This window comes from Syntrophothermus lipocalidus DSM 12680 (genome assembly GCF_000092405.1).
Lineage (GTDB): Bacteria > Bacillota > Syntrophomonadia > Syntrophomonadales > Syntrophothermaceae > Syntrophothermus > Syntrophothermus lipocalidus.
Genome location: NC_014220.1, coordinates 1,511,287 through 1,530,182, shown reverse-complemented (window position 1 = coordinate 1,530,182; position 18,896 = coordinate 1,511,287). Strand labels below are relative to the sequence as shown.

Annotated in this window: 18 protein-coding genes, 1 tRNA gene and 2 riboswitches; of the genes, 17 read left to right on the top strand and 2 right to left on the bottom strand. The window is 50.4% G+C overall.

Annotated elements, in window-relative coordinates; genetic code table 11:
- The first annotated feature begins 23 nt into the window (after positions 1-23).
- From plsY to SLIP_RS07275, 6 genes are all read left to right on the top strand, one after another.
- Positions 24-617: a glycerol-3-phosphate 1-O-acyltransferase PlsY gene (plsY, locus tag SLIP_RS07300; RefSeq protein ID WP_013175637.1), complete on the top strand. Its 594-nt coding sequence runs from the start codon at positions 24-26 to the stop codon at positions 615-617.
- A 9-nt stretch (positions 618-626) separates the two neighbouring features.
- Complete coding sequence (locus SLIP_RS07295; protein ID WP_013175636.1) at positions 627-1,658, top strand: NAD(P)H-dependent glycerol-3-phosphate dehydrogenase; 1,032 nt, start codon at positions 627-629, stop codon at positions 1,656-1,658.
- A 161-nt stretch (positions 1,659-1,819) separates the two neighbouring features.
- Positions 1,820-3,298: a stage IV sporulation protein A gene (spoIVA, locus tag SLIP_RS07290; RefSeq protein WP_013175635.1), complete on the top strand. Its 1,479-nt coding sequence runs from the start codon at positions 1,820-1,822 to the stop codon at positions 3,296-3,298.
- A gap of 231 nt (positions 3,299-3,529) precedes the next feature.
- Positions 3,530-3,883 (top strand): hypothetical protein, encoded by a 354-nt coding sequence (locus tag SLIP_RS07285; protein WP_013175634.1) that lies wholly within the window; start codon positions 3,530-3,532, stop codon positions 3,881-3,883.
- 210 nt (positions 3,884-4,093) lie between these two features.
- On the top strand, positions 4,094-5,386 hold the full coding sequence (locus SLIP_RS07280) for a homoserine dehydrogenase (RefSeq protein WP_013175633.1): 1,293 nt from the start codon (positions 4,094-4,096) through the stop codon (positions 5,384-5,386).
- Between the two features lie 88 nt (positions 5,387-5,474).
- A complete protein-coding gene (locus tag SLIP_RS07275) occupies positions 5,475-6,698 on the top strand; it encodes an aspartate kinase (RefSeq protein ID WP_013175632.1) in 1,224 nt (407 codons plus the stop codon).
- A 241-nt stretch (positions 6,699-6,939) separates the two neighbouring features.
- Here the strand turns inward: SLIP_RS07275 and thiL are convergent, their stop codons facing one another.
- The gene (thiL, locus tag SLIP_RS07270; protein ID WP_013175630.1) at positions 6,940-7,938 is read right to left on the bottom strand and encodes a thiamine-phosphate kinase; all 999 of its coding nucleotides are present in this window, start codon (positions 7,936-7,938) and stop codon (positions 6,940-6,942) included.
- 42 nt (positions 7,939-7,980) lie between these two features.
- On the bottom strand, positions 7,981-8,781 hold the full coding sequence (gene thiM, locus SLIP_RS07265; protein ID WP_242649089.1) for a hydroxyethylthiazole kinase: 801 nt from the start codon (positions 8,779-8,781) through the stop codon (positions 7,981-7,983).
- Positions 8,782-8,836: 55 nt separating this feature from the next.
- Positions 8,837-8,948, bottom strand: a riboswitch (TPP riboswitch).
- A gap of 641 nt (positions 8,949-9,589) precedes the next feature.
- Here thiM and cobO point away from each other — a divergent pair.
- The 11 genes from cobO (at position 9,590) to SLIP_RS07210 (ending at position 18,882) form a co-directional block, all read left to right on the top strand.
- Positions 9,590-10,129, top strand: a complete 540-nt coding sequence (cobO, locus tag SLIP_RS07260; RefSeq protein ID WP_013175628.1) for a cob(I)yrinic acid a,c-diamide adenosyltransferase — start codon at positions 9,590-9,592, stop codon at positions 10,127-10,129.
- 38 nt (positions 10,130-10,167) lie between these two features.
- Positions 10,168-10,686 (top strand): C-GCAxxG-C-C family protein, encoded by a 519-nt coding sequence (locus tag SLIP_RS07255; protein ID WP_013175627.1) that lies wholly within the window; start codon positions 10,168-10,170, stop codon positions 10,684-10,686.
- Between the two features lie 19 nt (positions 10,687-10,705).
- Positions 10,706-10,999, top strand: a riboswitch (cobalamin riboswitch).
- Between the two features lie 210 nt (positions 11,000-11,209).
- Positions 11,210-11,779 carry a DUF2284 domain-containing protein gene (locus tag SLIP_RS07250; protein ID WP_013175626.1) on the top strand — a complete coding sequence of 190 codons (570 nt, stop codon included), beginning with the start codon at positions 11,210-11,212 and terminating at the stop codon, positions 11,777-11,779.
- 67 nt (positions 11,780-11,846) lie between these two features.
- Positions 11,847-12,794: an ABC transporter substrate-binding protein gene (locus SLIP_RS07245; RefSeq protein WP_013175625.1), complete on the top strand. Its 948-nt coding sequence runs from the start codon at positions 11,847-11,849 to the stop codon at positions 12,792-12,794.
- A 14-nt stretch (positions 12,795-12,808) separates the two neighbouring features.
- Positions 12,809-13,846 carry a FecCD family ABC transporter permease gene (locus SLIP_RS07240; RefSeq protein ID WP_013175624.1) on the top strand — a complete coding sequence of 346 codons (1,038 nt, stop codon included), beginning with the start codon at positions 12,809-12,811 and terminating at the stop codon, positions 13,844-13,846.
- Positions 13,847-13,912: 66 nt separating this feature from the next.
- Positions 13,913-15,319, top strand: coding sequence for an ABC transporter ATP-binding protein (locus SLIP_RS07235; protein ID WP_242649154.1), 1,407 nt, complete (start codon positions 13,913-13,915; stop codon positions 15,317-15,319).
- Positions 15,320-15,355: 36 nt separating this feature from the next.
- Entirely contained in the window at positions 15,356-16,384 is a 1,029-nt protein-coding gene (gene mtnA / locus SLIP_RS07230; protein ID WP_013175622.1) for an S-methyl-5-thioribose-1-phosphate isomerase, read from the top strand.
- A gap of 130 nt (positions 16,385-16,514) precedes the next feature.
- A tRNA-Pro gene (locus SLIP_RS07225) sits at positions 16,515-16,591 on the top strand.
- Positions 16,592-16,671: 80 nt separating this feature from the next.
- Positions 16,672-17,040 (top strand): hypothetical protein, encoded by a 369-nt coding sequence (locus SLIP_RS07220; protein WP_013175621.1) that lies wholly within the window; start codon positions 16,672-16,674, stop codon positions 17,038-17,040.
- Positions 17,041-17,302: 262 nt separating this feature from the next.
- Positions 17,303-17,743: a hypothetical protein gene (locus SLIP_RS07215; protein WP_013175620.1), complete on the top strand. Its 441-nt coding sequence runs from the start codon at positions 17,303-17,305 to the stop codon at positions 17,741-17,743.
- Complete coding sequence (locus tag SLIP_RS07210; protein WP_013175619.1) at positions 17,740-18,882, top strand: DUF8173 domain-containing protein; 1,143 nt, start codon at positions 17,740-17,742, stop codon at positions 18,880-18,882. Before SLIP_RS07215 ends, SLIP_RS07210 begins: the two co-directional genes overlap by 4 nt.
- Positions 18,883-18,896: the final 14 nt, after the last annotated feature.

The following is an 18,896-nucleotide window of genomic DNA, read 5'->3' as shown; positions in this document are numbered from 1 at the left end:
TTTGGATGTGGGGATGGGTTAGGATGAATGTTTTGGTGGTGCTGGCAGCCTATCTTATCGGGGCAATACCTTTTTCTTATTTGGTCGGGAAGTGCTTTGCAGAGGTTGATGTCAGGGCTCGGGGCAGCGGCAATGTTGGTGCTACCAATGTTCTTCGTACCGCTGGGGTCAAATGCGGTTTATTGGCCGCGGCTCTGGATATAGCGAAAGGGATTTTCCCGGCTTGGCTGGGTATGGTTCAGGGGGGCGTGCCCCTAGCTTGCGTTTGCGGGGTAGTAGCGGTGATCGGGCACTGCTGGCCGGTGTTCTTGAAATTCAAAGGAGGAAAAGGGGTAGCTACTTCCGGCGGGGTGCTCATATACCTGGTTCCGAAGGCAGCAGTGTTTCTGATAATTCTCTTTTTGGTCACCGTTGCCGTGTCTAGGATAGTATCGTTGGGGTCTCTTGCCGCGGCTGTGATTAACCCCATAATGGTGGCAGTCATTTACCAATCGTGGGTGTTGGTGCTGGCAGGCTTCGTATTGACGTTGATTGTCGTATACAAGCACCGTGAAAATATCGAACGCCTGCGCAGAGGGCAGGAACCGCGCTTGGGTCGGGGCAGTTTGGGAGGGTAACGGGTAGTAATGAAGAAAATTGCGGTACTGGGAGCAGGAAGCTGGGGGACAGCTTTGGCCGGGTTGTTGGGTAATAAAGGGTATTCGGTTTGCTTGTGGGGTCGCCCTGAAGACGGCGTTTTGGATATAGAAAAGACGAGAGAGAATCGCCGGTTTTTACCAGGAGTGTTTCTTCCGGAAACGGTTTCGATGACCACTGATATGAAAGAAGCGATAAGCGGGGCCTGGCTGGTTGTCATTTCGGTGCCCTCACAGGCTGTGAGGGAAGTGACCCTAAAATTAAAACCTTGGCTAGGGCCTCGAACTGTAATCGTGAATACCGCTAAAGGATTGGAACTCAAAACCTACTTGCGTATGAGCCAGGTAGTGGCCCAGGTCTTAGGCGAGGAAATCATCAACAGATACGCGGTGTTATCAGGCCCCAGCCACGCTGAAGAAGTCGGGCAGGGTATGCCGACCGCGGTGGTTTCCGCTTCTTATTACAAGCGGACAGCTTTCTTGGTTCAAGAGGTTTTTATGACTTCGAATTTCCGGGTGTATACAAACCCAGATGTAGCTGGAGTTGAATTGGGCGGTGCGTTAAAAAACATCATAGCTCTCGGTTCGGGTATCACCGAGGGGCTAGGTTTTGGCGATAACCCGAAGGCAGCGCTTCTAACGCGAGGCCTATCAGAAATGGCACGCATGGGAGTAGCCATGGGAGCGCGTAGCCAAACTTTTGCTGGTTTGAGTGGAATAGGAGACTTGGTCGTTACCTGTAACAGCTTGCATTCACGCAACCGCAGGGCTGGAATGCTTATTGGGCAGGGTAAGACTCTCAAGGAGGCATTAGATGAAGTAGGGATGGTGGTGGAAGGGGTGACCACGGCGCGAGCTGCTTACGAACTAGCCCGCCGAATCAAAGTGACAATGCCCATAACCCGGGCCACTTATCAGGTTCTATTCCGCAATAAAGACCCATTAGAGGCGGTATCGGACCTGATGCGCAGAAAGAAGAAACACGAGATTGAAGAAATCGTGAAAATGACAGAGGGATGGTAAGCAAGTGTGGCAAGATGCCGCACTTTTTTTATGGCAATAGGTTATATATACCGGACGTCATCCATATATTTGTACTGTTAAACAGTACCAGGCATCGGCTGGGGGTTGGGTATACGGTGGAGGTCATCTTGATTTAAGTCTATTCCGAGGAGGGAAGGTCAGTGGAAGGAAACAATATATTGAAAGATATTGCCGAAAGAACGGGGGGTGATATTTACCTGGGAGTAGTAGGCCCCGTTAGAACCGGAAAATCCACCTTCATCAAGCGTTTCATGGATCTCTTAGTTTTGCCCAATATCAAAGATATCTATGATCGAGAAAGGGCCAGGGACGAGCTGCCTCAGAGCGGAGCCGGTAAAACGATAACCACCACCGAACCCAAGTTTGTACCCAATGAAGCGATAGAAATAAATATGAGGAACGGCATAAACCTCAAAGTCAGACTGATCGACTGCGTCGGTTACGCTGTAGAAGGGGCTCTCGGCTATATCGAGGAAGACCAGCCGCGCATGGTTAGGACTCCTTGGTATGACTACGAGATTCCGTTCGAAGAGGCGGCCGAGATAGGTACCCGTAAGGTAATCACCGATCACTCTACTATAGGGATAGTTGTCTTCACTGACGGTTCTATAACGGATATACCCAGGGAAAACTATGAAGCGGCCGAAGATCGGGTTGTCAGCGAACTAAAAGAATTGGGGAAACCTTTCGTAATTCTTCTCAACTCTACTCAGCCCTATTCCAGGGAAGCCATGGAGCTAGCCGATATCCTGGCAGATAAACACCAGGTGGCGGTCATACCCATTGACTGTGCTCAGGCTTCGGTAGAGGATCTTTACGGGGTGCTGGAGGAAGTACTGTACGAATTCCCGGTGCAAGAGGTTCGCGTGCGGTTACCGCGCTGGATAGATGAACTGGATGAGGACTTTTGGCTCAGGATTAAACTCGACACCTCGATCAGAAACATTTTGAACGATGTGAAGAAAGTCAGGGACGTTGAACGAGCGGTTGAACGGTTGGGTGATATCGATGTCGTCGGTTACGTAGAAGTGGAAGAGATGAACTTGGGAACGGGTGCTGCTTCCCTGGAGATTGTGGTACCAGAAGAGCTGTTCTATAAGGTTATCAGCGAGATCAGCGGGTTTGCAGTCGAAGGAACTCACGACATTTTGAGGCTTATGAAAGACTTGAGTGTGGCCAAACGCGAATTTGATAAGGTTTCGTCTGCCTTAGACGAAGTAAAACAAACCGGGTACGGCGTGGTAACCCCTAGCCTGGACGAGATGCTTTTGGAGGAACCTGAGCTCATCCGGCAGGGCAGTAGGTTTGGAGTAAGACTAAAAGCCAGGGCTCCGTCTTTGCATGTCATCAGAGCGGACATTACAACCGAAATTACCCCCATCATCGGTACAGAGAAACAGTGTGAAGAACTGGTAAAGTACATGTTGGAGGAGTTTGAGGAGGATCCCAAGAAGATATGGGACTCCAATATTTTCGGAAAATCACTTCATGACCTGGTGAGAGAGGGAATACAGAACAAGCTTCACCGGATGCCAGAAAACGCCCAGGTCAAACTCCAAGATACCCTTCAGCGGATAGTAAATGAGGGTAGCGGTGGGTTAATCTGTATCATCATATGATATCAGTTTAAAGAACGAGGCCAAGGCAACTGCGAGAGCTCTGTGTGAGGCTGGTCGATACCAGCCTTTTTTGCTGTACTTGAAGCTTCCCGAACAGATTCAGTGGTCCGAGTTTGAGCTGCCCCCGTTGGGGCAATAGATGGAACAATATCTTATGAAGATTGCCCAAGCAGGAATGAGAAGCCAGCTTGGCGAAATAATAAAAACGTAGTGAGAGGGGGGCTTGTCAGGGTGAAGCGGTTGATAACCTTGAAGAGCAAAGTTCCTAATTTTGAGTCGGAGATCAACCAGTTGATTAAAGAAGAGATATACAGGGTGCTGGATATTTTATACCTGGACTGGGACAAGATGGATAGGTCGTTTACTCTGGCCTTGTTCATTCAGGAAGAAGAGAAGTTTCTGCGCCAGAATTGTGTAGTTTTTGAAACCAAAAAACTGATAGACCTTGGAAAAGATCTGGATGATTTTTCTGAAGTGATGAGCAATGCCAAGAATGTCCCCTATGAGGTTCAGTTGGTGAGGGTATTCAAGGTATCGCTGCCGCGAGGAGATAAGTTCCTGGCCTATGTCATATTTGAGGATTAGGGCTGTTGCTGGCTGTCTCTTCGAGCAAGCGAGAGGCGAAGGGGGGCATGGTGGTGAACCGGGTAAGTTACCCGGTTTTTTGCGTGGCAAGTGTCAAATCCAGGGGCCGGTATGCTATAATGTCACCGTCGGGCGGATGAAAGTTCGACCGTTTTCCCTGCATTTAGAGTGATCAAGGATAGGGTTATCAGTCACAGAGGAGGTAGTATCGTGGTTAATATTGGCCTCTTGGGTTGTGGAACGGTTGGATCCGGTGTGGTCAAGCTTTTAGCCTCAAACCGGGATGTTATTTCGCTCCGTACCGGACAAGGAGTCGCGATCAAGCGAATCCTCGAAAAAGACCCGGAGAAGGTTTTGAGTCTAGGTTTAAGCGAAGACGTCCTTTGCGCCGATATCAAAGACATACTGGATGATGACCATATAAGTGTTGTTGTAGAACTCATAGGAGGCATCGAACCGGCTCGAACCTTTATTTTGCAGGCGTTACGCAAAGGCAAGAACGTGGTGACTGCCAATAAAGATTTAATAGCGGTCCACGGGCAGGAACTGCTGGCCGCAGCTGAAGAGAACAAGGTGGACTTCTTTTTTGAAGCCAGTGTTGGTGGGGGCATCCCCTTAATTTATCCTTTGAAGCATTCGCTAGGTGCCAATCGAATCAAAGAAGTAATGGGGATTGTTAACGGGACAACCAACTACATCCTTACTAAGATGAGCGAGGAAGGCCTAGAGTTTTCGAGGGCTTTGAAAGAGGCGCAGGAACTGGGGTATGCTGAAGCTGATCCTACTTCAGACGTAGAAGGCTATGATGCTGCTCGTAAAATTGCCATCCTGGCTTCGATCGCCTTCAACAGCCGGGTTACGTTCGAAAACGTTTACGTTGAAGGAATTACCCGTTTAAGCCCTTTAGATATCAAGTACGGTTATGAATTGGGCTATGTGGTGAAGCTCCTGGCTATCGCGCAGGAAATCGACGGCCGGGTGCAAGCCCGGGTCCACCCGGCTTTCATACCTATGCACCACCCTCTGGCCGCGGTAAAGGGGGTTTACAACGCCGTATTCGTGAACGGGGACGCGGTGGGAGAAGTCATGTTCTTTGGAAGAGGGGCAGGGCAGATGCCCACTGCTAGCGCGGTGGTGGGAGACATAATGGAGATATGCCATAACCTCAGTCATGGTACCACCGGCATGCTGGGCTGTACTTGTTTTGAAGCCAAGGAGATTATTCCTATCGACAAAGTGGAGAGCAAGTTCTATATTCGGATGCTGGTTAAGGACCGCCCTGGGGTATTGGCGGCCATCGCCGGGGTTTTTGGCAGCCATCAGCTGAGCATAGCTACCGTGCTGCAGAAGACAAGCGGCGAGGAGTTCGCCCAGCTGGTCTTAGTGACCCATAGAGTTCCTGAATCTGACCTGCGAGATGCCCTGATGGTGTTGGGAGAAATGAGTATAGTGGCAGAGATTTGCAACGTCATCCGGGTGGAAGGCGAAGATAGTAAAGTTTGAAAGGGGCAAGTGATTAGATACATCAATACAATGATAGTGACCATCATATTGCAAGAACGAGCCGCAAGGGAAAAGGAGTGACCATGAATTGTCTTTAGTTGTGCAGAAATTCGGCGGTAGTTCCGTAGCTTCGGTGGAGAGGATCAAGAACGTAGCCAGGAGGGTTAAGGCAGAGAAGGACAACGGCAACCGAGTGGTAGTCGTGGTTTCGGCTATGGGGGATACGACTGACGAGATATTAAATCTCGCGAAGCAGATAGGACCGTTACTCAGCGAGCGCGAAATAGATATGCTTTTGGCTACAGGCGAGCAGCAATCGGCGGCTTTGTTGGCCCTGACGCTCAATAACATGGGCTGTAAAGCTGTTTCCTTGACCGGTTGGCAGGCAGGTATCTATACTGACACCCTTCACACCAAAGCTCGGATTAGTAAGATCCACCCCGACCGCATATGGAAGGAATTACGAGAGGGCAATGTGGTTGTGGTCGCAGGGTTTCAAGGCATGACTGGCGATGGCGATATTACCACTCTCGGACGCGGTGGCTCGGATACCACGGCGGTGGCTTTGGCAGCGGTGCTGAAAGCGGATATCTGCGATATATACACGGACGTGGACGGGGTTTACACGGCGGATCCGAGGGTTGTGCCTAACGCGAAAAAGTTGTCCTGGATATCTTATGACGAAATGTTGGAGTTGGCCAGCCTGGGGGCGGTAGTAATGCAGCCGCGGGCGGTTGAGTTTGCCAAACTGCACGGGGTAAGAGTCCAGGTTCGCTCTAGCTTCAACGGGGGAAATGGTACTACGATTATGGAGGGTAGGGAGATGGAGAACGGGAGAATAGTAACCGGTGTCGCTCACGATTTGAACGTAGCTAAACTCGCTTTATTCGATGTGCCTGATGTTCCAGGGATGGCAAAGACTATTTTTAAAGCTCTGGCCCAGCAGGGGATAAACGTGGACATGATAATTCAGAGCGCGACTCGCGACGAGCGCAATGACATATCATTTACTATTACCCGGGATGACCTGGCCCGGGCTTTGCCGGTGGTAGAAAAGGTAGCCGGCGAGATCGGGGCTAACGGGTTTACGTACGGTGAAGACGTAGCCAAAGTGTCGATAGTAGGAGCAGGGATGCAGAGCAATCCGGGAGTAGCTGCCAGCATGTTCGAGGCCCTAGCCGATGAGGGGATTAATATTCAGATGATCAGCACCTCAGAGATCAAGGTTTCCTGCATAATCGACGCCGATTCGGTGGAAAAGGCGGTAAATGCTTTACATGCCAAGTTCAGGCTGCACGAAATAGAGGAATAACGGTGTGGATAAGAGGGCTAGGAGAGACGGGCAAACACTACGGGGCTCGGGCTTATCCGTACCCGAACAAGCAGGCAGTTAACGTTGTTTCGGCTTTGTATGGCAGCCAGGAAATCGCCCCGATTTCTTGGGCTTTACTAAAATCGGAGCACAGGTTAGCCGGTTCCCCCGTTGTGGGCTTGGTTGCACTCTCCGTCGGGTTTAGTAGACTCGCTGATTGTTCTGAGGGGACGGCTACTCTTCAAAAATGGGAGTACCCGCCAGGAGTCAGCCGAGCTCTGACTCCCGATTTCTCGAGGAAAACCCCTTCCCCAGTCATCACCTCGCCGATCACATGGACGGGCACATCCAGTTTCTGACAAATCGTGCGTATGAGTTCCCATTCTCCTCGGCTGAACGTTAATACCAGTTCGTAGTCCTCGCCGCCGGTAAGGGCCATAGGCAAAGGGTCCTGACCGAGTTCGATTGCTACAGCTGCGGCGGCAGGAGATACAGGAATAGTCTCTGCCTTGATCAGTATCATCTTTTTGCTGGCGGTAGCGATAGTATTCAGCTCCTTCGCTAAGCCGTCACTTATGTCTTTCATGGCGTGGACTCTGCCGGTTGCGGCGAGTTCCTGGCCTGCCTCTACGCGGGGCTGAGGGCGGAGATGTCTGGTCAAAGCAAGTTCACGAGCAGGTGAACTGACTCTCGGCAACTCGTTTAGTAAAATAGCCAGCCCGGCAGCAGAACTGCCCAGCTCGCCGGTCACAGCTACCAGATCACCTTCAGCCGCTCCGGCCTGGGTTACCAAGTGCGCCGGATCTACCTCGCCCACCACCGTAAGGCTGACTACCAAACTCGAGGGGGAAGCCGTGATGTCCCCCCCGATAATGTCTACTCCATACCGTGAAGCGAGTTCCTCCATCCCGTCATAAAAAGCGTCGATATCTTCTACCTGCAAAGAGCTGGGTAGGCCCAGCGCAACCACAGCGTGTAAAGGTTTTCCTCCCATGGCGGCCACGTCACTAAGATTCACGGCCAGGGATTTGTAACCCAGATCACGGGCCGATATCTTTTCCCAGATGAAATGGGAACCTTCTACCAGCATATCGGTGGTTATCACCAACAGCTTATTGCCGCTAACCTCAACGACAGCGGCATCATCCCCTATGCCGAGCACTGTACGCTGGTTAACCGAGTTCAAGCGGTTCGTAATTCGTTGGATCAACCCGATTTCACCAATCTCATTGAGCTTCATCTCAAAATCTCCAAACCCGAGTACTTTGATCTATAAATTCTATCAGATGTACGCTATTTTGGCCAAATTGGTGACCTGATCCGGTTGGAGAGCAGCTATGGCATCGAGAAAGGCGGTTTTAAAACTTAACGGGCCCGAAGGGTTACTGTAGGCCGCCAGTTCAGCTGCTACGCCAAAACAGGCTAGAGCGGAGACTGACGCGGCAAAGGCATCTTCCGCTACTGCGGAGAAAGCAGCGACGGCGGTTGCGGCCATACAGCCCGTCCCGGTTATGCGGCCTAGGAACGGGTGACCGTTACTAACAGTCGCGGCACCCGAAGGAGAAAGGATTAAGTCGGTAGCTCCTGTCACCACCACTACTGCACCCAGACGTGCAGCAAGTTTCTGGCCGGCTTGAACCAGGTCACCGGTTACGTTCCCGGATTCCACACCACGAACCTCAGCTTCAAGACCGGCTATGGTACCTATTTCCCCCGCGTTGCCTTTGAGCACGGTTACACGTACTTCCTCGAGCAGCCGAAGGGTAGTTTGGGTTCGATAAGACGTAGCTCCGCACCCCACAGGGTCAAGTATAACCGGTATGCTTAGCTCGTTAGCTTTCTTTGCGGCTTTGAGCATAGAGTCGACGATCCTTTTGTTTAGAGTGCCGATGTTCAGGACCAAGGCCCCGGCTAGGGAAACCATTTCTTCAACTTCTTCCACCGCATCTGCCATTACCGGAAGCGCCCCTAACTGCAAGGCGATGTTGGCACAGTCATTAACCGAAACGTAGTTCGTGATGTGGTGAATCAAGGGGTTGATTTGGCGAACTTTTTCTAAGTGTTGACCGATACTGTTTGACACCACTACCTACCTCCTAAACAAAAATAAAAGCGGACCACGTAGGTCCACCTTAAAAACCAAAACCTGCACGCTTCCCTACGCTGGTATTATCCAGATCAGGTGCAAAGGGTCGCGGGCTTGCCGCCCGTATCTCAGCCCCGCTACCAGGAGCTCCCCTAGCGTCTGTTCTGCAGACGTGTATAGAGTTTATGTTTAAGCGCAACCGTCTTTTTTAAATTTATCGTGGGAAGGACGGGGAGTCAAGAGGGATTCGAGGGTAACTATAGTTTCCATCCCGTTACGGCATACTAAAATTGTGGACTCCGTGGTCAGTCGCTACATAGGAAGCGGCGTTTTCAGTGTTTAGCCGTGATACCGGTTGCGGCGTAAGGTCCCGCTCGTCATGAATACAACTTAGGTCCGGGTGTGGAACCATTGCAAGGCAATACAAACTAATCTATAATTTGATTATAAAAAATTAAAGAACAGAAATAGAATTCTCTTAGAGAAAGACATGTTATGTTTATGCGCTTTTTGTTGGCTGAGGGGGTGAGGCCACATCTCGCGATCCGCATCGTTTTGCATTCCCACTGTGCTGGTTTGTGCTGGCTATTGTAACTAACATTAGCTGCCCCGAACTTTTCAGTTCCGGTAGTCTTTCCAGTTTGATTCTTGATTAACGACCGATACCTGCTATTGATATATAAGTGCCGACGAAACACCGTTATGTACAGAGATGGAAACTGCTCGGGTTAACTCATAGTTTGGACCGGCACGGTGAGCGAATGTTATGGTCGTGGCGGTAGTGCATTCATAGGAGGGGACGCAGGTGACTGAAGGCAAGGAGGAAAAAAAGGGTTTAGTACTGGTCATAACCGGGGACGGGAAAGGTAAGACCACTTCGGCTCTTGGGCAAGCTGTGAGGGCTATGGGTCACGGGTTTAAGGTATTCTTCCTTCAGTTTATGAAGGGGAGGACCTACGGCGAACATATATGTGCGGAAAAATACCTGCCTAACCTGACGGTTCGCCAGTGTGGCTTGGAGAAGTTCGTTATCAAAGGTAAGGCAACTCCGGCCGACATCGAAGAGGCCCGGGAAGGGTTAGAAATGGCCCGGCAGGCTATGTTTTCTGGGGAGTACGACATGGTGATACTGGATGAGATCAACATCTGCATGGATTTTGGACTGATTCCGGTGGAAGAGGTAGTAGAACTGGTGAAGAATAAACCGCCTCAGTTAGACTTGGTTTTAACTGGAAGAAGAGCTCCAGCTGAGATCATCGAGCTGGCCGATACTGTAAGCGAAGTAAAAGAGATTAAACATGCTTATGCTAAAGGGATCAAAGCCAGGGCCGGGATTGAGTTCTGATTTTATGTATCCGGTTATTTTTTGGGGAGGCGAATATAATGAGCGAGGATCTGGTTCAAAAGGCTAAGGACAACGCGCGGCAGAATTTCCGCGAGGGTCTGAACTGCGCCGAATCAGTACTGAAGGCTATTCTGGACACAGGAGTTACCGATTTTCCACCTGAGGTAGTGGCTATGGCTACCGGTTTCGGAGGCGGAATGGGGCTTTCAGGCAACAACTGCGGGGCTCTTATCGGTGCAGTCATGGCAGTTGGAGCTGTCCACGGCCGCAAGAACCCGTTGGAAGGCGAGTTCCAGGAGAGGGTGGACCGGCTCTACGGAAACCCGGGACTATACCGTTTCTTCAACGGTCTTCCCCACGAGTTTAAAGCCAAGTTTCAATACCTCGATTGTGCTAAGCTGAATGAAAATTACCCAGAGTGGCAGGACAAGGAACGTTTCCGCCAGTGCATGAAGATGGTCATCGAAGCAGCAGGGATGGCTATGGAATACATCATCAAGGGTAAGGAGGAAGGGTATATTCAGCCCTTCGGGCCAAACGTAGCCGGTAAGGAGTAGAAATGTTGGGTATCCAAAAATAGAATACTATCGGACAGGTGCCCGTATGGGGATAATAGGGAAGCCGGTGAACCAGCCGCATAGGTTCGTAAGCCGGCGCGGTCGCGCCACTGTAGCCGGGGAGCAACGCCTGCAACCTCGCAGGAGCCACTTTCCGGCACTCAGGTCGTATCGGAACTCGTTCCAAGTGGTAGGTATATGTAGAAACCGCAGTTACCACCCGGTTCCTGAATCGACTTGAGTGCCGGATGGGAAGGCGCAGGCAAAGCGAGGATCCGGGAGCCAGGAGACCTGCCTGTTCTAATTCTTTACCACCTTCGCGGAAAAGGGGTAGGAACCGAGATGATGGTAAAGTTCTCAGTCGATGGCTAATCGACTGGGAACTTTGCTTTTGCCCTGTGAGATCACCAACCACTTCAAGCCAATACCAAAATACTGAGGGAGATGGTGACCTTCAGGGAAGGAGAAATATCTGGAATTTCATAAAGGGCAAGATGTCGTGCAGAGAAGGAGAATTGTCAATATGTATGACGAAAAGGAGACAAAACTTTCTTCGATTGAACGGGTTCTACAGGACCATGGGGGCCACGTAGCGCGCATTCCAGCCCGCGAAATAGTTGTTGATCCCCGAGTACGGCTTAAATGCCTGGTCCCTGTGTGTGACAGCTATAACCGAGGACTGATGTGTCCTCCTAACCTGCCCATGGTTAACGAGTTCCAAGAGGCTCTCAGGTTATATAACATTGCTTTGCTGGTACAGTATCGCCAGTTTTTTGTTCCCGAGAGGGAAAGACATTACGCCGACGTGTTCGGAGGAGCCCGAAAACTGCATTTTATGATTAACCTGGGAGAAAAAGAAGCGTTTAGGTTAGGGTTCCGTTTTGCTGCGGGACTTATCGGTGGCGCGTGCCATCTGTGCGACGAGTGTGTTGGTATTGCTTCCGGCAAGCCTTGCAGGCATCCTTTCGAAGCCCGGCCGTCAATGGAGGCTATGGGTATAGATGTCGTGGCAACAGCAGAAAAAGCCGGGTTGTCTTTACGATTTCCGGTCTCAGATGAAGTTGTTTGGAATGGGCTTCTTCTTATCGATTAAAACAGACGTTAGCATAAACAACATGTTCAGAGTCTAGTATACTCATACAGCTACTGGAGGGAAGAGGATGAGAAAAACGGAGCTTTTCACTAAGCTAGTAGTTGTGCTCATATGGCTGGCTTTTTCGGCATTTTTATCCGGCTGTTCGGGACAAGGGGGTTCGCAGACGAAACAGCCAACGCCGGATAAGGGGTTTCCGGTAACAGTTACCGACGACCTGGGTCGCCAAGTTAAGATCGAAGCGGAACCACAGAGAATAATCTCTTTATCACCGAGCAACACCGAGATATTGTTTGCCTTGGGATTAGACAAACGCATTGTTGGGGTTACGACATTTTGTAATTACCCCCCGGAGGCGCAAGACAAAGAGAAAGTAGGAGGGTTTTCGGATCCCAGTATCGAAAAGATAGTTAGCCTCAAACCGGACTTAGTAGTAGCGGGGGACCTGCACGCTAAGATCGCAGACGAGCTTCAAAAGCTTTCTATCCCGGTTATTGTTGTCAGCCCTAAGAGCATCGAGGGAACCCTGGAATCAATAGAAATGGTGGGAAAGGCTACGGGATGTGCGACCGAAGCTCGCCAGGTAGCGCAGTCTATACGCAGCAAGATGGACGAGGTGAAGGCAAAGGTGCAGCAAACAAAAGACCGCCCCCGTGTCTACTATGAAGTGTGGTACAATCCGCTAGTTACTGCTGGACCCAAGACGGTCATTAACGATTTAATCAGCTTGTGTGGAGGCCTCAATATAGCAGATGACGCGGCTACGGCATGGCCCCAATACAGTGAGGAGATGGTCATAGCGAAAAACCCGGATGTAATCATCCATTCATACGGACATGGAGATCTTCAGGCTGCTAACCTTTACGACAGACCCGGCGGATGGCGGCAGATAAACGCAGTTCGCCAGGGGCATATCTACACGGTGAATGCGGACATCGTGAACCGTCCTGGGCCCCGGTTGGTCCAAGCAATTGACGAGTTTGCCCGGTGTATTCATCCAGAGCTATTCAAATAACAGGAGGCAGTGAATTGCCTGACTTCGGAAAAAGATTCGCGATACCGATATTGATTCTGGCTTTGTTTTTAGTTTCCTTGGTTTTTCTTGGAACCGGAGCGGTACAAATTCCTCTTAAAACAACTATCAAGATATTGTTTTCTCAGCTTCCCGGAACGCAAGAGGGATTCTCAGACGTGCCTCCTACTTTTCGGGAGATCATTTGGTTTATTCGTCTTCCTCGGCTGGTGCTGGCTATGGTAGTGGGGGTTTGCCTCGCAGTAGCGGGAACCATTTTTCAGGGGTTGTTTCGAAATCCCATGGCCGATCCTTATGTCATAGGGGCTTCTTCTGGAGCTGCTTTAGGAGCTACGGCGTCTATGGTTTTGGCTGTCAGTTGGACCTGGATGGGGCTAGGTTCTGTACCGTTAGCCGCGTTTTTGGGAGCCCTGGTGACTGTAATCGTGGTTTACAACCTGGCGCGGGTGGGTAATGTTATTCCGGTGCAGAACCTGCTACTGGCGGGGATAGCGGTCAGCGCGTTTCTCTCTTCGCTAGTCTCGCTACTGATGTACTTCAGTGATGACCGCCTGCATGCTGTGGTCTACTGGCTTATGGGAGGGCTTTCGGGGAGGTCGTGGGATTACGTAATGTGGTCGCTGCCGTACCTCGTGGTTGGTGTGGGCTTGGCCATATACTGTGCTCGTGATCTCAATGTTATGCTCCTTGGAGAAGAAGCAGCCGAACACCTGGGGGTTGAAGTTGAGACTTCGAAGAGAATACTTCTGGTCGCCGCTTCTGTTCTTACGGCAATTGCAGTTGCTGCGAGCGGGATTATAGGTTTTGTCGGATTAATCGTTCCCCACGTGGTGAGAATATTGATTGGACCCGATCACTGGAAACTTATCCCTGCAGCAGGCGTGGCGGGAGCGATACTGGTGGTCTTGGCGGACTTAGCAGCAAGAACCTTATTGGCCCCGGTGGAGATCCCCCTGGGGGTAGTGACTTCTTTATTCGGGGCCCCGTTTTTCATCTATCTTCTTCGCCGGCATCGCAGAACTTATTTTTCTTAACCGTATGATAATTGACTTAGACATGGCAATATCTGTTAAGCATTAACGGTGGTACAACATGTGAGAATGAGTTTGGAGAAACCGCCTTTGTCATGTCCCTCGGGAATTACAGGGGTGGCGATGGCATTTAGGACGAGACCGTCTGCTAGTTTGGAGGATAGGTCGGTTATGACGGATTTAATAAAGATTGAAGACCTTGTTTGCGGGTTCAATGACTGTAAAGTGTTGAAAGAAATCACTGTTGCAGTAGACCGAGGGGCATTTATCGGGATAATCGGGCCTAATGCTTCGGGCAAGACAACCCTGCTCAGGACCGTTAGCGGAGTACTGAAACCCATCAGCGGAGAAGTCGTACTGGAAGGGCAAAATGTCCACCGAATGAAGCGGTCTCAGCTGGCAAAAAAACTGGCTTTTGTGACTCAGGTAGCGGAGATCGATTTTGACTTCACGGTGGAAGACATCGTGACCATGGGTAGAACACCCCACTGTAACCGGTTCCAGCGCTTGACCCCAGCGGACAAGGCGGTAGTAAAGTGGGCCCTGGAGATAACAAGAACCGGCCATCTAAGCCAAAGAAGTGTAACCGAACTCAGTGGTGGGGAGAAGCAAAGGGTACTCATTGCCCAGGCCTTAGCTCAGGATCCTGATGTTTTGTTACTGGATGAACCTACGTCCTACTTGGACATTAATCACCAGATCGAGATTATGGATGTACTTAAACGGTTGAACCGGAAAGGTCTGACCGTGATCATGACCCTTCACGATCTCAATTTGGCTGCCCAGTATTGCAACTACTTGTTGCTTTTATCGGATCACCGTATCTATGCATCCGGCAAGCCGAAGGATGTGATCACAGCCGAGAACATCAGAAGGGTTTATGGGAACGACGTGTTAATTACGGTTCATCCGACTCTTGGTTGCCCCCAAGTAACTTTGTCACCCAAGCTTAACCCCACCGAATCCAAAGGATTCAAGGTTCATTTGGTCGCGGGGGGAGGAATGGCATCTCAGTTGATGGGGCGGTTAGTGATGGAGGGATATGAGGTTACGGTGGGTGTGCTCAATCACGGCGATGGTGACTGGATGTTGGCCAAAGAACTAGGCTTGTTCATTCTCGATATACCCGCTTTTGTTGACGTGGACGACGAGGCGAGTCAACGTAATCTAGAGATGATGACCAGCGCGGATGTAGTATTAGTTGGAGATGTTCCTTTTGGGCATGGGAACCTTGGCAATTTAAGAACAGTATGCGAATCGGCACGGGCTGGTGTACCGATTGTGCTACTGGAGAAAAGGAGCATGGAGGAACGCGATTACACTGGTGGTGTAGCTTTGAACCTTTACTCAGAACTGCTGAACACAGGATGTATTAGGGTTGACAATGAGGATAAGGTGATAGAGGTATTGCATACTTTGGCTGGCAGAAAAAGTACTTTGCAGAAACCCTGTGAGTTAGAGGTAGCAAGTGCCTAGTTTTCGTATAACAGCTAATGGGAGATGGTAAGCGCAATGCAAGAGCCCCTATTGATGGATTTGCGCAACAACGTTTATCTAGAAGATGACAGCCTGGTTATTATTGACCGGCGGAAATTACCGACAGAACAGGTGCCGGTGGTGTGCCGCAATTACGAAGAGGTGGCTCGGGCAATAGAAGATATGGTTGTGCAGGGAGCAGGAGATATTGCCATCACCGCCGGTTATGGCTTGTACCTTGCGACCAAGGCCTTAGAAAGACAGGGTAAAACCGTTAAATGGGAGGAATTGGAACCGGTGATAAACCGGTTGAAATCAACGCGTCCTACTGGCTTTCATCTGGCGGCTTTACTGGACAGGTTGAAGAGGGACTTGGCAGAAACAAATGAAGAGAAAGAAATACCTTTATCAAACCGCATTCAGCAGTACCTAGAAACGATTCTTGACAAACAAAAGGTGCGCTCAGAAAAAACGGGCAGAGAGGCCGAGTCTTTGGTGAAAACCGGGGAAACGGTTCTAACCCACTGCTTTGCCGGGCCAGCCCTGTTTTATATGCTCAGATATGCTCGGGGGAACGGCAAAGACGTCAAGGTGATGTGTACGGAAACCAGGCCTTACCTGCAAGGAGCAAGGCTGACCGCGTGGTCGGTAAGCCAGTTGGGGGTTGATACTACTCTGATAACCGATAATATGGCGGCCCACTTTATGTCGCAAGGCCTTATAAATCGCGTTTTTGTTGCGGCTGACCGCGTGGCCATAGATGGGGTGGTTGCCAACAAAGTTGGTACTTTGCAGCTGGCTATTGTTGCTAATTACTACGGCATTCCTTTTCATGTTCTAGGATATGGAGGGCCTGACCGACGTACCCGTTCCGGGAAAGAGATTCCGATCGAGTACCGGGACCCCTCAGAAGTATTGGAATTTCGTGGGATCCGCATAACTGGGCCGGAAGTCAAGGCGGTTTATCCCGCATTTGACTTGACTCCGCCTCAGCTGGTCACCTCCATAATTACTGATAAAGGGATTTTTAGACCGGAAAACATAAACGACTATTGGACGGCTTAGATAGGGTCCTTGTTGGGCTGGGTTGATCTAAGCAAAACCTCCCGCATCGCTTGACACCGCGGTATCAGGATCGTACAATATAATTGCTTCGGAAGCATATGGTTAGACAAACATGAATTACGAAGCAGATCGGGGCGTAGCTCAGCTTGGGAGAGCGCTTGCTTGGGGTGCAAGAGGCCGCTGGTTCAAATCCAGTCGCTCCGACCATGGGGAAGCGAGCCTTCTGGAGTATTTTCCGGAAGGCTTCATGTTTTTTGTAGGTTTTTTTCGGCGAGGGGGAATTGAACATGAGTGCTGCGGTGAGAAAGGCCAGCGAATCCGAGGTCATCGAGTGGGCAACTAGCCAAATTAGTAACGGGCCGGTTGCCGACTATCCGTGCCGCATGGCAGAAAGGCACGGTGCACCGGCGGAGACCGGTGTAGCGTTGGTTGAGGCCTTGATCGACCGTTCTGTTGCTTTAGCTCGTGCGGGTATCCTGTGGGAACTGTACCGGCTATCTAAATGGGACAACGATGAAAGGCTTCCGTACGTCTACCTTATTCTGTGGCGAGAGGGAGAAAACAAGCCTGAAGTTTGCGGTTATTGGGTTTCGGCTGCAACGTGGGTTGAGGAATACCACCAGTGGCAAACCCGAACCAGGAAGGCGAAAGAATAATAACCATTAACCTGTTAAATTGCCTTTTATAATTAAAACCCTCGCGGTTGAGGATGGCTGTCGACGCTTGTTCTTCAGATGGGTGATACGCGAGGGAAATATGTAATTGGGACATATAATTAGGTTGCAATTGCCACTGCAATCTTTTAATTTTTTTCTTGGGAGTGATGTGCTACTTGTTGTTTCAGAAGTAAAACAAACCCGGAGAACGGCGGAGCCTTTACGGCAAGAGCGTGAATAGTTGTCTTGGTGACAGGGAGGGGTGACAGGGCTGGATTGGAAGACTTGGACGGTCATCGGGTTACTGCTCGCGGCGGCGGCAGGTCAGGCTTTTGTGTATCTTAAGAGGCAGCAGGCAGGACGCAGGGCTGCGGATGCCGGGAATATCTTCTCGTTGCGTCAGGAACGTGGGTACATTTTTTTCCCGGCTGGTGTGTCTTACTATCGAAGCCTTTACATAGACGACGAGGGCATGAAGGTGGAAACCGAAGGGCAAAGCCAGGAGTTAGTATGGTCGCAAGTGGGGTACGTGGTTAAGGCCTTGAACCCTGGCGAAAAAACTTTGAGAAATACTTACAGACTTATCTTTTATGTTGAGGGGCAAGATAAACCTTTGATTCTCCATTTAGGGAGTTTTCGGGAGGAAGAAATCAGGTCAATCGTGAAGCTGATAAAAAAGCGAGTACGGCTGGTGGAACAATGAAACGAGTTTGCGCTTGGAGCAGGTCGGTTGTGGTTGGCTTTTTTGTCGTGAGTTTGTGTTTGTGGATGGGTACTGGTCAGAGTTGGGCCTTTCAGACCAGGATCAGTGACACCGTTTATGTCGGTAGTGGCAAGGTCCTGCATGGTCCCTACTTGTTTTGCGGCGATTCAGTACGCCTGGATGGAGAAGTAGACGGGGACGTGTTCGTGATAGCCCAAAAAGTGGTGGTTAACGGAGCGGTTAGGGGTGACTTCATCGGTGTGGCCAACTCAGTTGACATAAACGCTCCCGTGGCGGGAGACGCGAGAGTTGGGGCAGGCGAAGTTACTTTAAGATCGGCGGTTGGAGGATCGTTTACTGCCGCAGCCAGCAGTTTATACATTGAGAAGAATGGTAGGGTTGGCAGGGATTTGGTCTTTGCGGTGAACAGGTTCGGTCTGGACGGAGAGGTAGGAAGACATGTGAGCGCTACCGGGGAAACCGTTTACTTGGACGGGAAAATAGGAGGGAACGTTCGCCTTTCTGAGACCTCAAGTTTGAGGCTGGGGAAAAAAGCCGTAATTGAAGGGGATTTGGTATATTCTGGGCCGAGCAAGGCAGTCTTGCAGCAAGGGGCTCAGGTCAAAGGAAAACAACACTGGACCAGGACGGAGGGCAAACAGCGGTACCGATACGAGAAATACCTAGACGTGATATCAGGGTTTCTTAGCTTGATACTGACATGGATTGTCCTTCGCTGGTTGTTGCCCGGGGTATGGGAAGGCCTTGGAAGTGAAATAGCCGACAAACCCGGCAAAAGCCTGTTGATGGGAGGACTCGCTTTTTTTACTATACCGCTTCTGGCCATTACACTGATGTTTTCGGTAATTGGTGTTCCTTTGGCTCTGATCCTGGTTTTTTTCTACCTGCTCTTGATTTATTTGAGCAAGATTATTGTGGCAACGGCCTCAGGAATGGCCATAGGCCGTTATACGGGCTGGCAGGAGAACATCCACCCGTTTTGGCTGTTCTTGCTGGGACTTTCACTTGTGCAGCTCCTGACTATGATTCCCCAAATTGGGTGGGCTTTTGCCGTGACCGTGGTTTGGCTGGGCACTGGGGCTGCTATTTCCAAGCTGTTCAAGCCTAAGCAGGTCTGACTCTTTTTTGGGGT

Excerpts from the sequence above, each read along its gene's own strand:
- plsY (WP_013175637.1), top strand. The coding sequence starts at position 24 with ATGAATGTTTTGGTGGTGCTGGCAGCCTATCTTATCGGGGCAATACCT.
- SLIP_RS07295 (WP_013175636.1), top strand. The coding sequence starts at position 627 with ATGAAGAAAATTGCGGTACTGGGAGCAGGAAGCTGGGGGACAGCTTTG.
- thiL (WP_013175630.1), bottom strand. The coding sequence starts at position 7,938 with ATGAAGCTCAATGAGATTGGTGAAATCGGGTTGATCCAACGAATTACG.
- SLIP_RS07255 (WP_013175627.1), top strand. The coding sequence starts at position 10,168 with ATGAGCGAGGATCTGGTTCAAAAGGCTAAGGACAACGCGCGGCAGAAT.
- SLIP_RS07250 (WP_013175626.1), top strand. The coding sequence starts at position 11,210 with ATGTATGACGAAAAGGAGACAAAACTTTCTTCGATTGAACGGGTTCTA.
- SLIP_RS07245 (WP_013175625.1), top strand. The coding sequence starts at position 11,847 with ATGAGAAAAACGGAGCTTTTCACTAAGCTAGTAGTTGTGCTCATATGG.
- SLIP_RS07235 (WP_242649154.1), top strand. The coding sequence starts at position 13,913 with ATGAGTTTGGAGAAACCGCCTTTGTCATGTCCCTCGGGAATTACAGGG.
- mtnA (WP_013175622.1), top strand. The coding sequence starts at position 15,356 with ATGCAAGAGCCCCTATTGATGGATTTGCGCAACAACGTTTATCTAGAA.
- SLIP_RS07220 (WP_013175621.1), top strand. The coding sequence starts at position 16,672 with ATGAGTGCTGCGGTGAGAAAGGCCAGCGAATCCGAGGTCATCGAGTGG.
- SLIP_RS07210 (WP_013175619.1), top strand. The coding sequence starts at position 17,740 with ATGAAACGAGTTTGCGCTTGGAGCAGGTCGGTTGTGGTTGGCTTTTTT.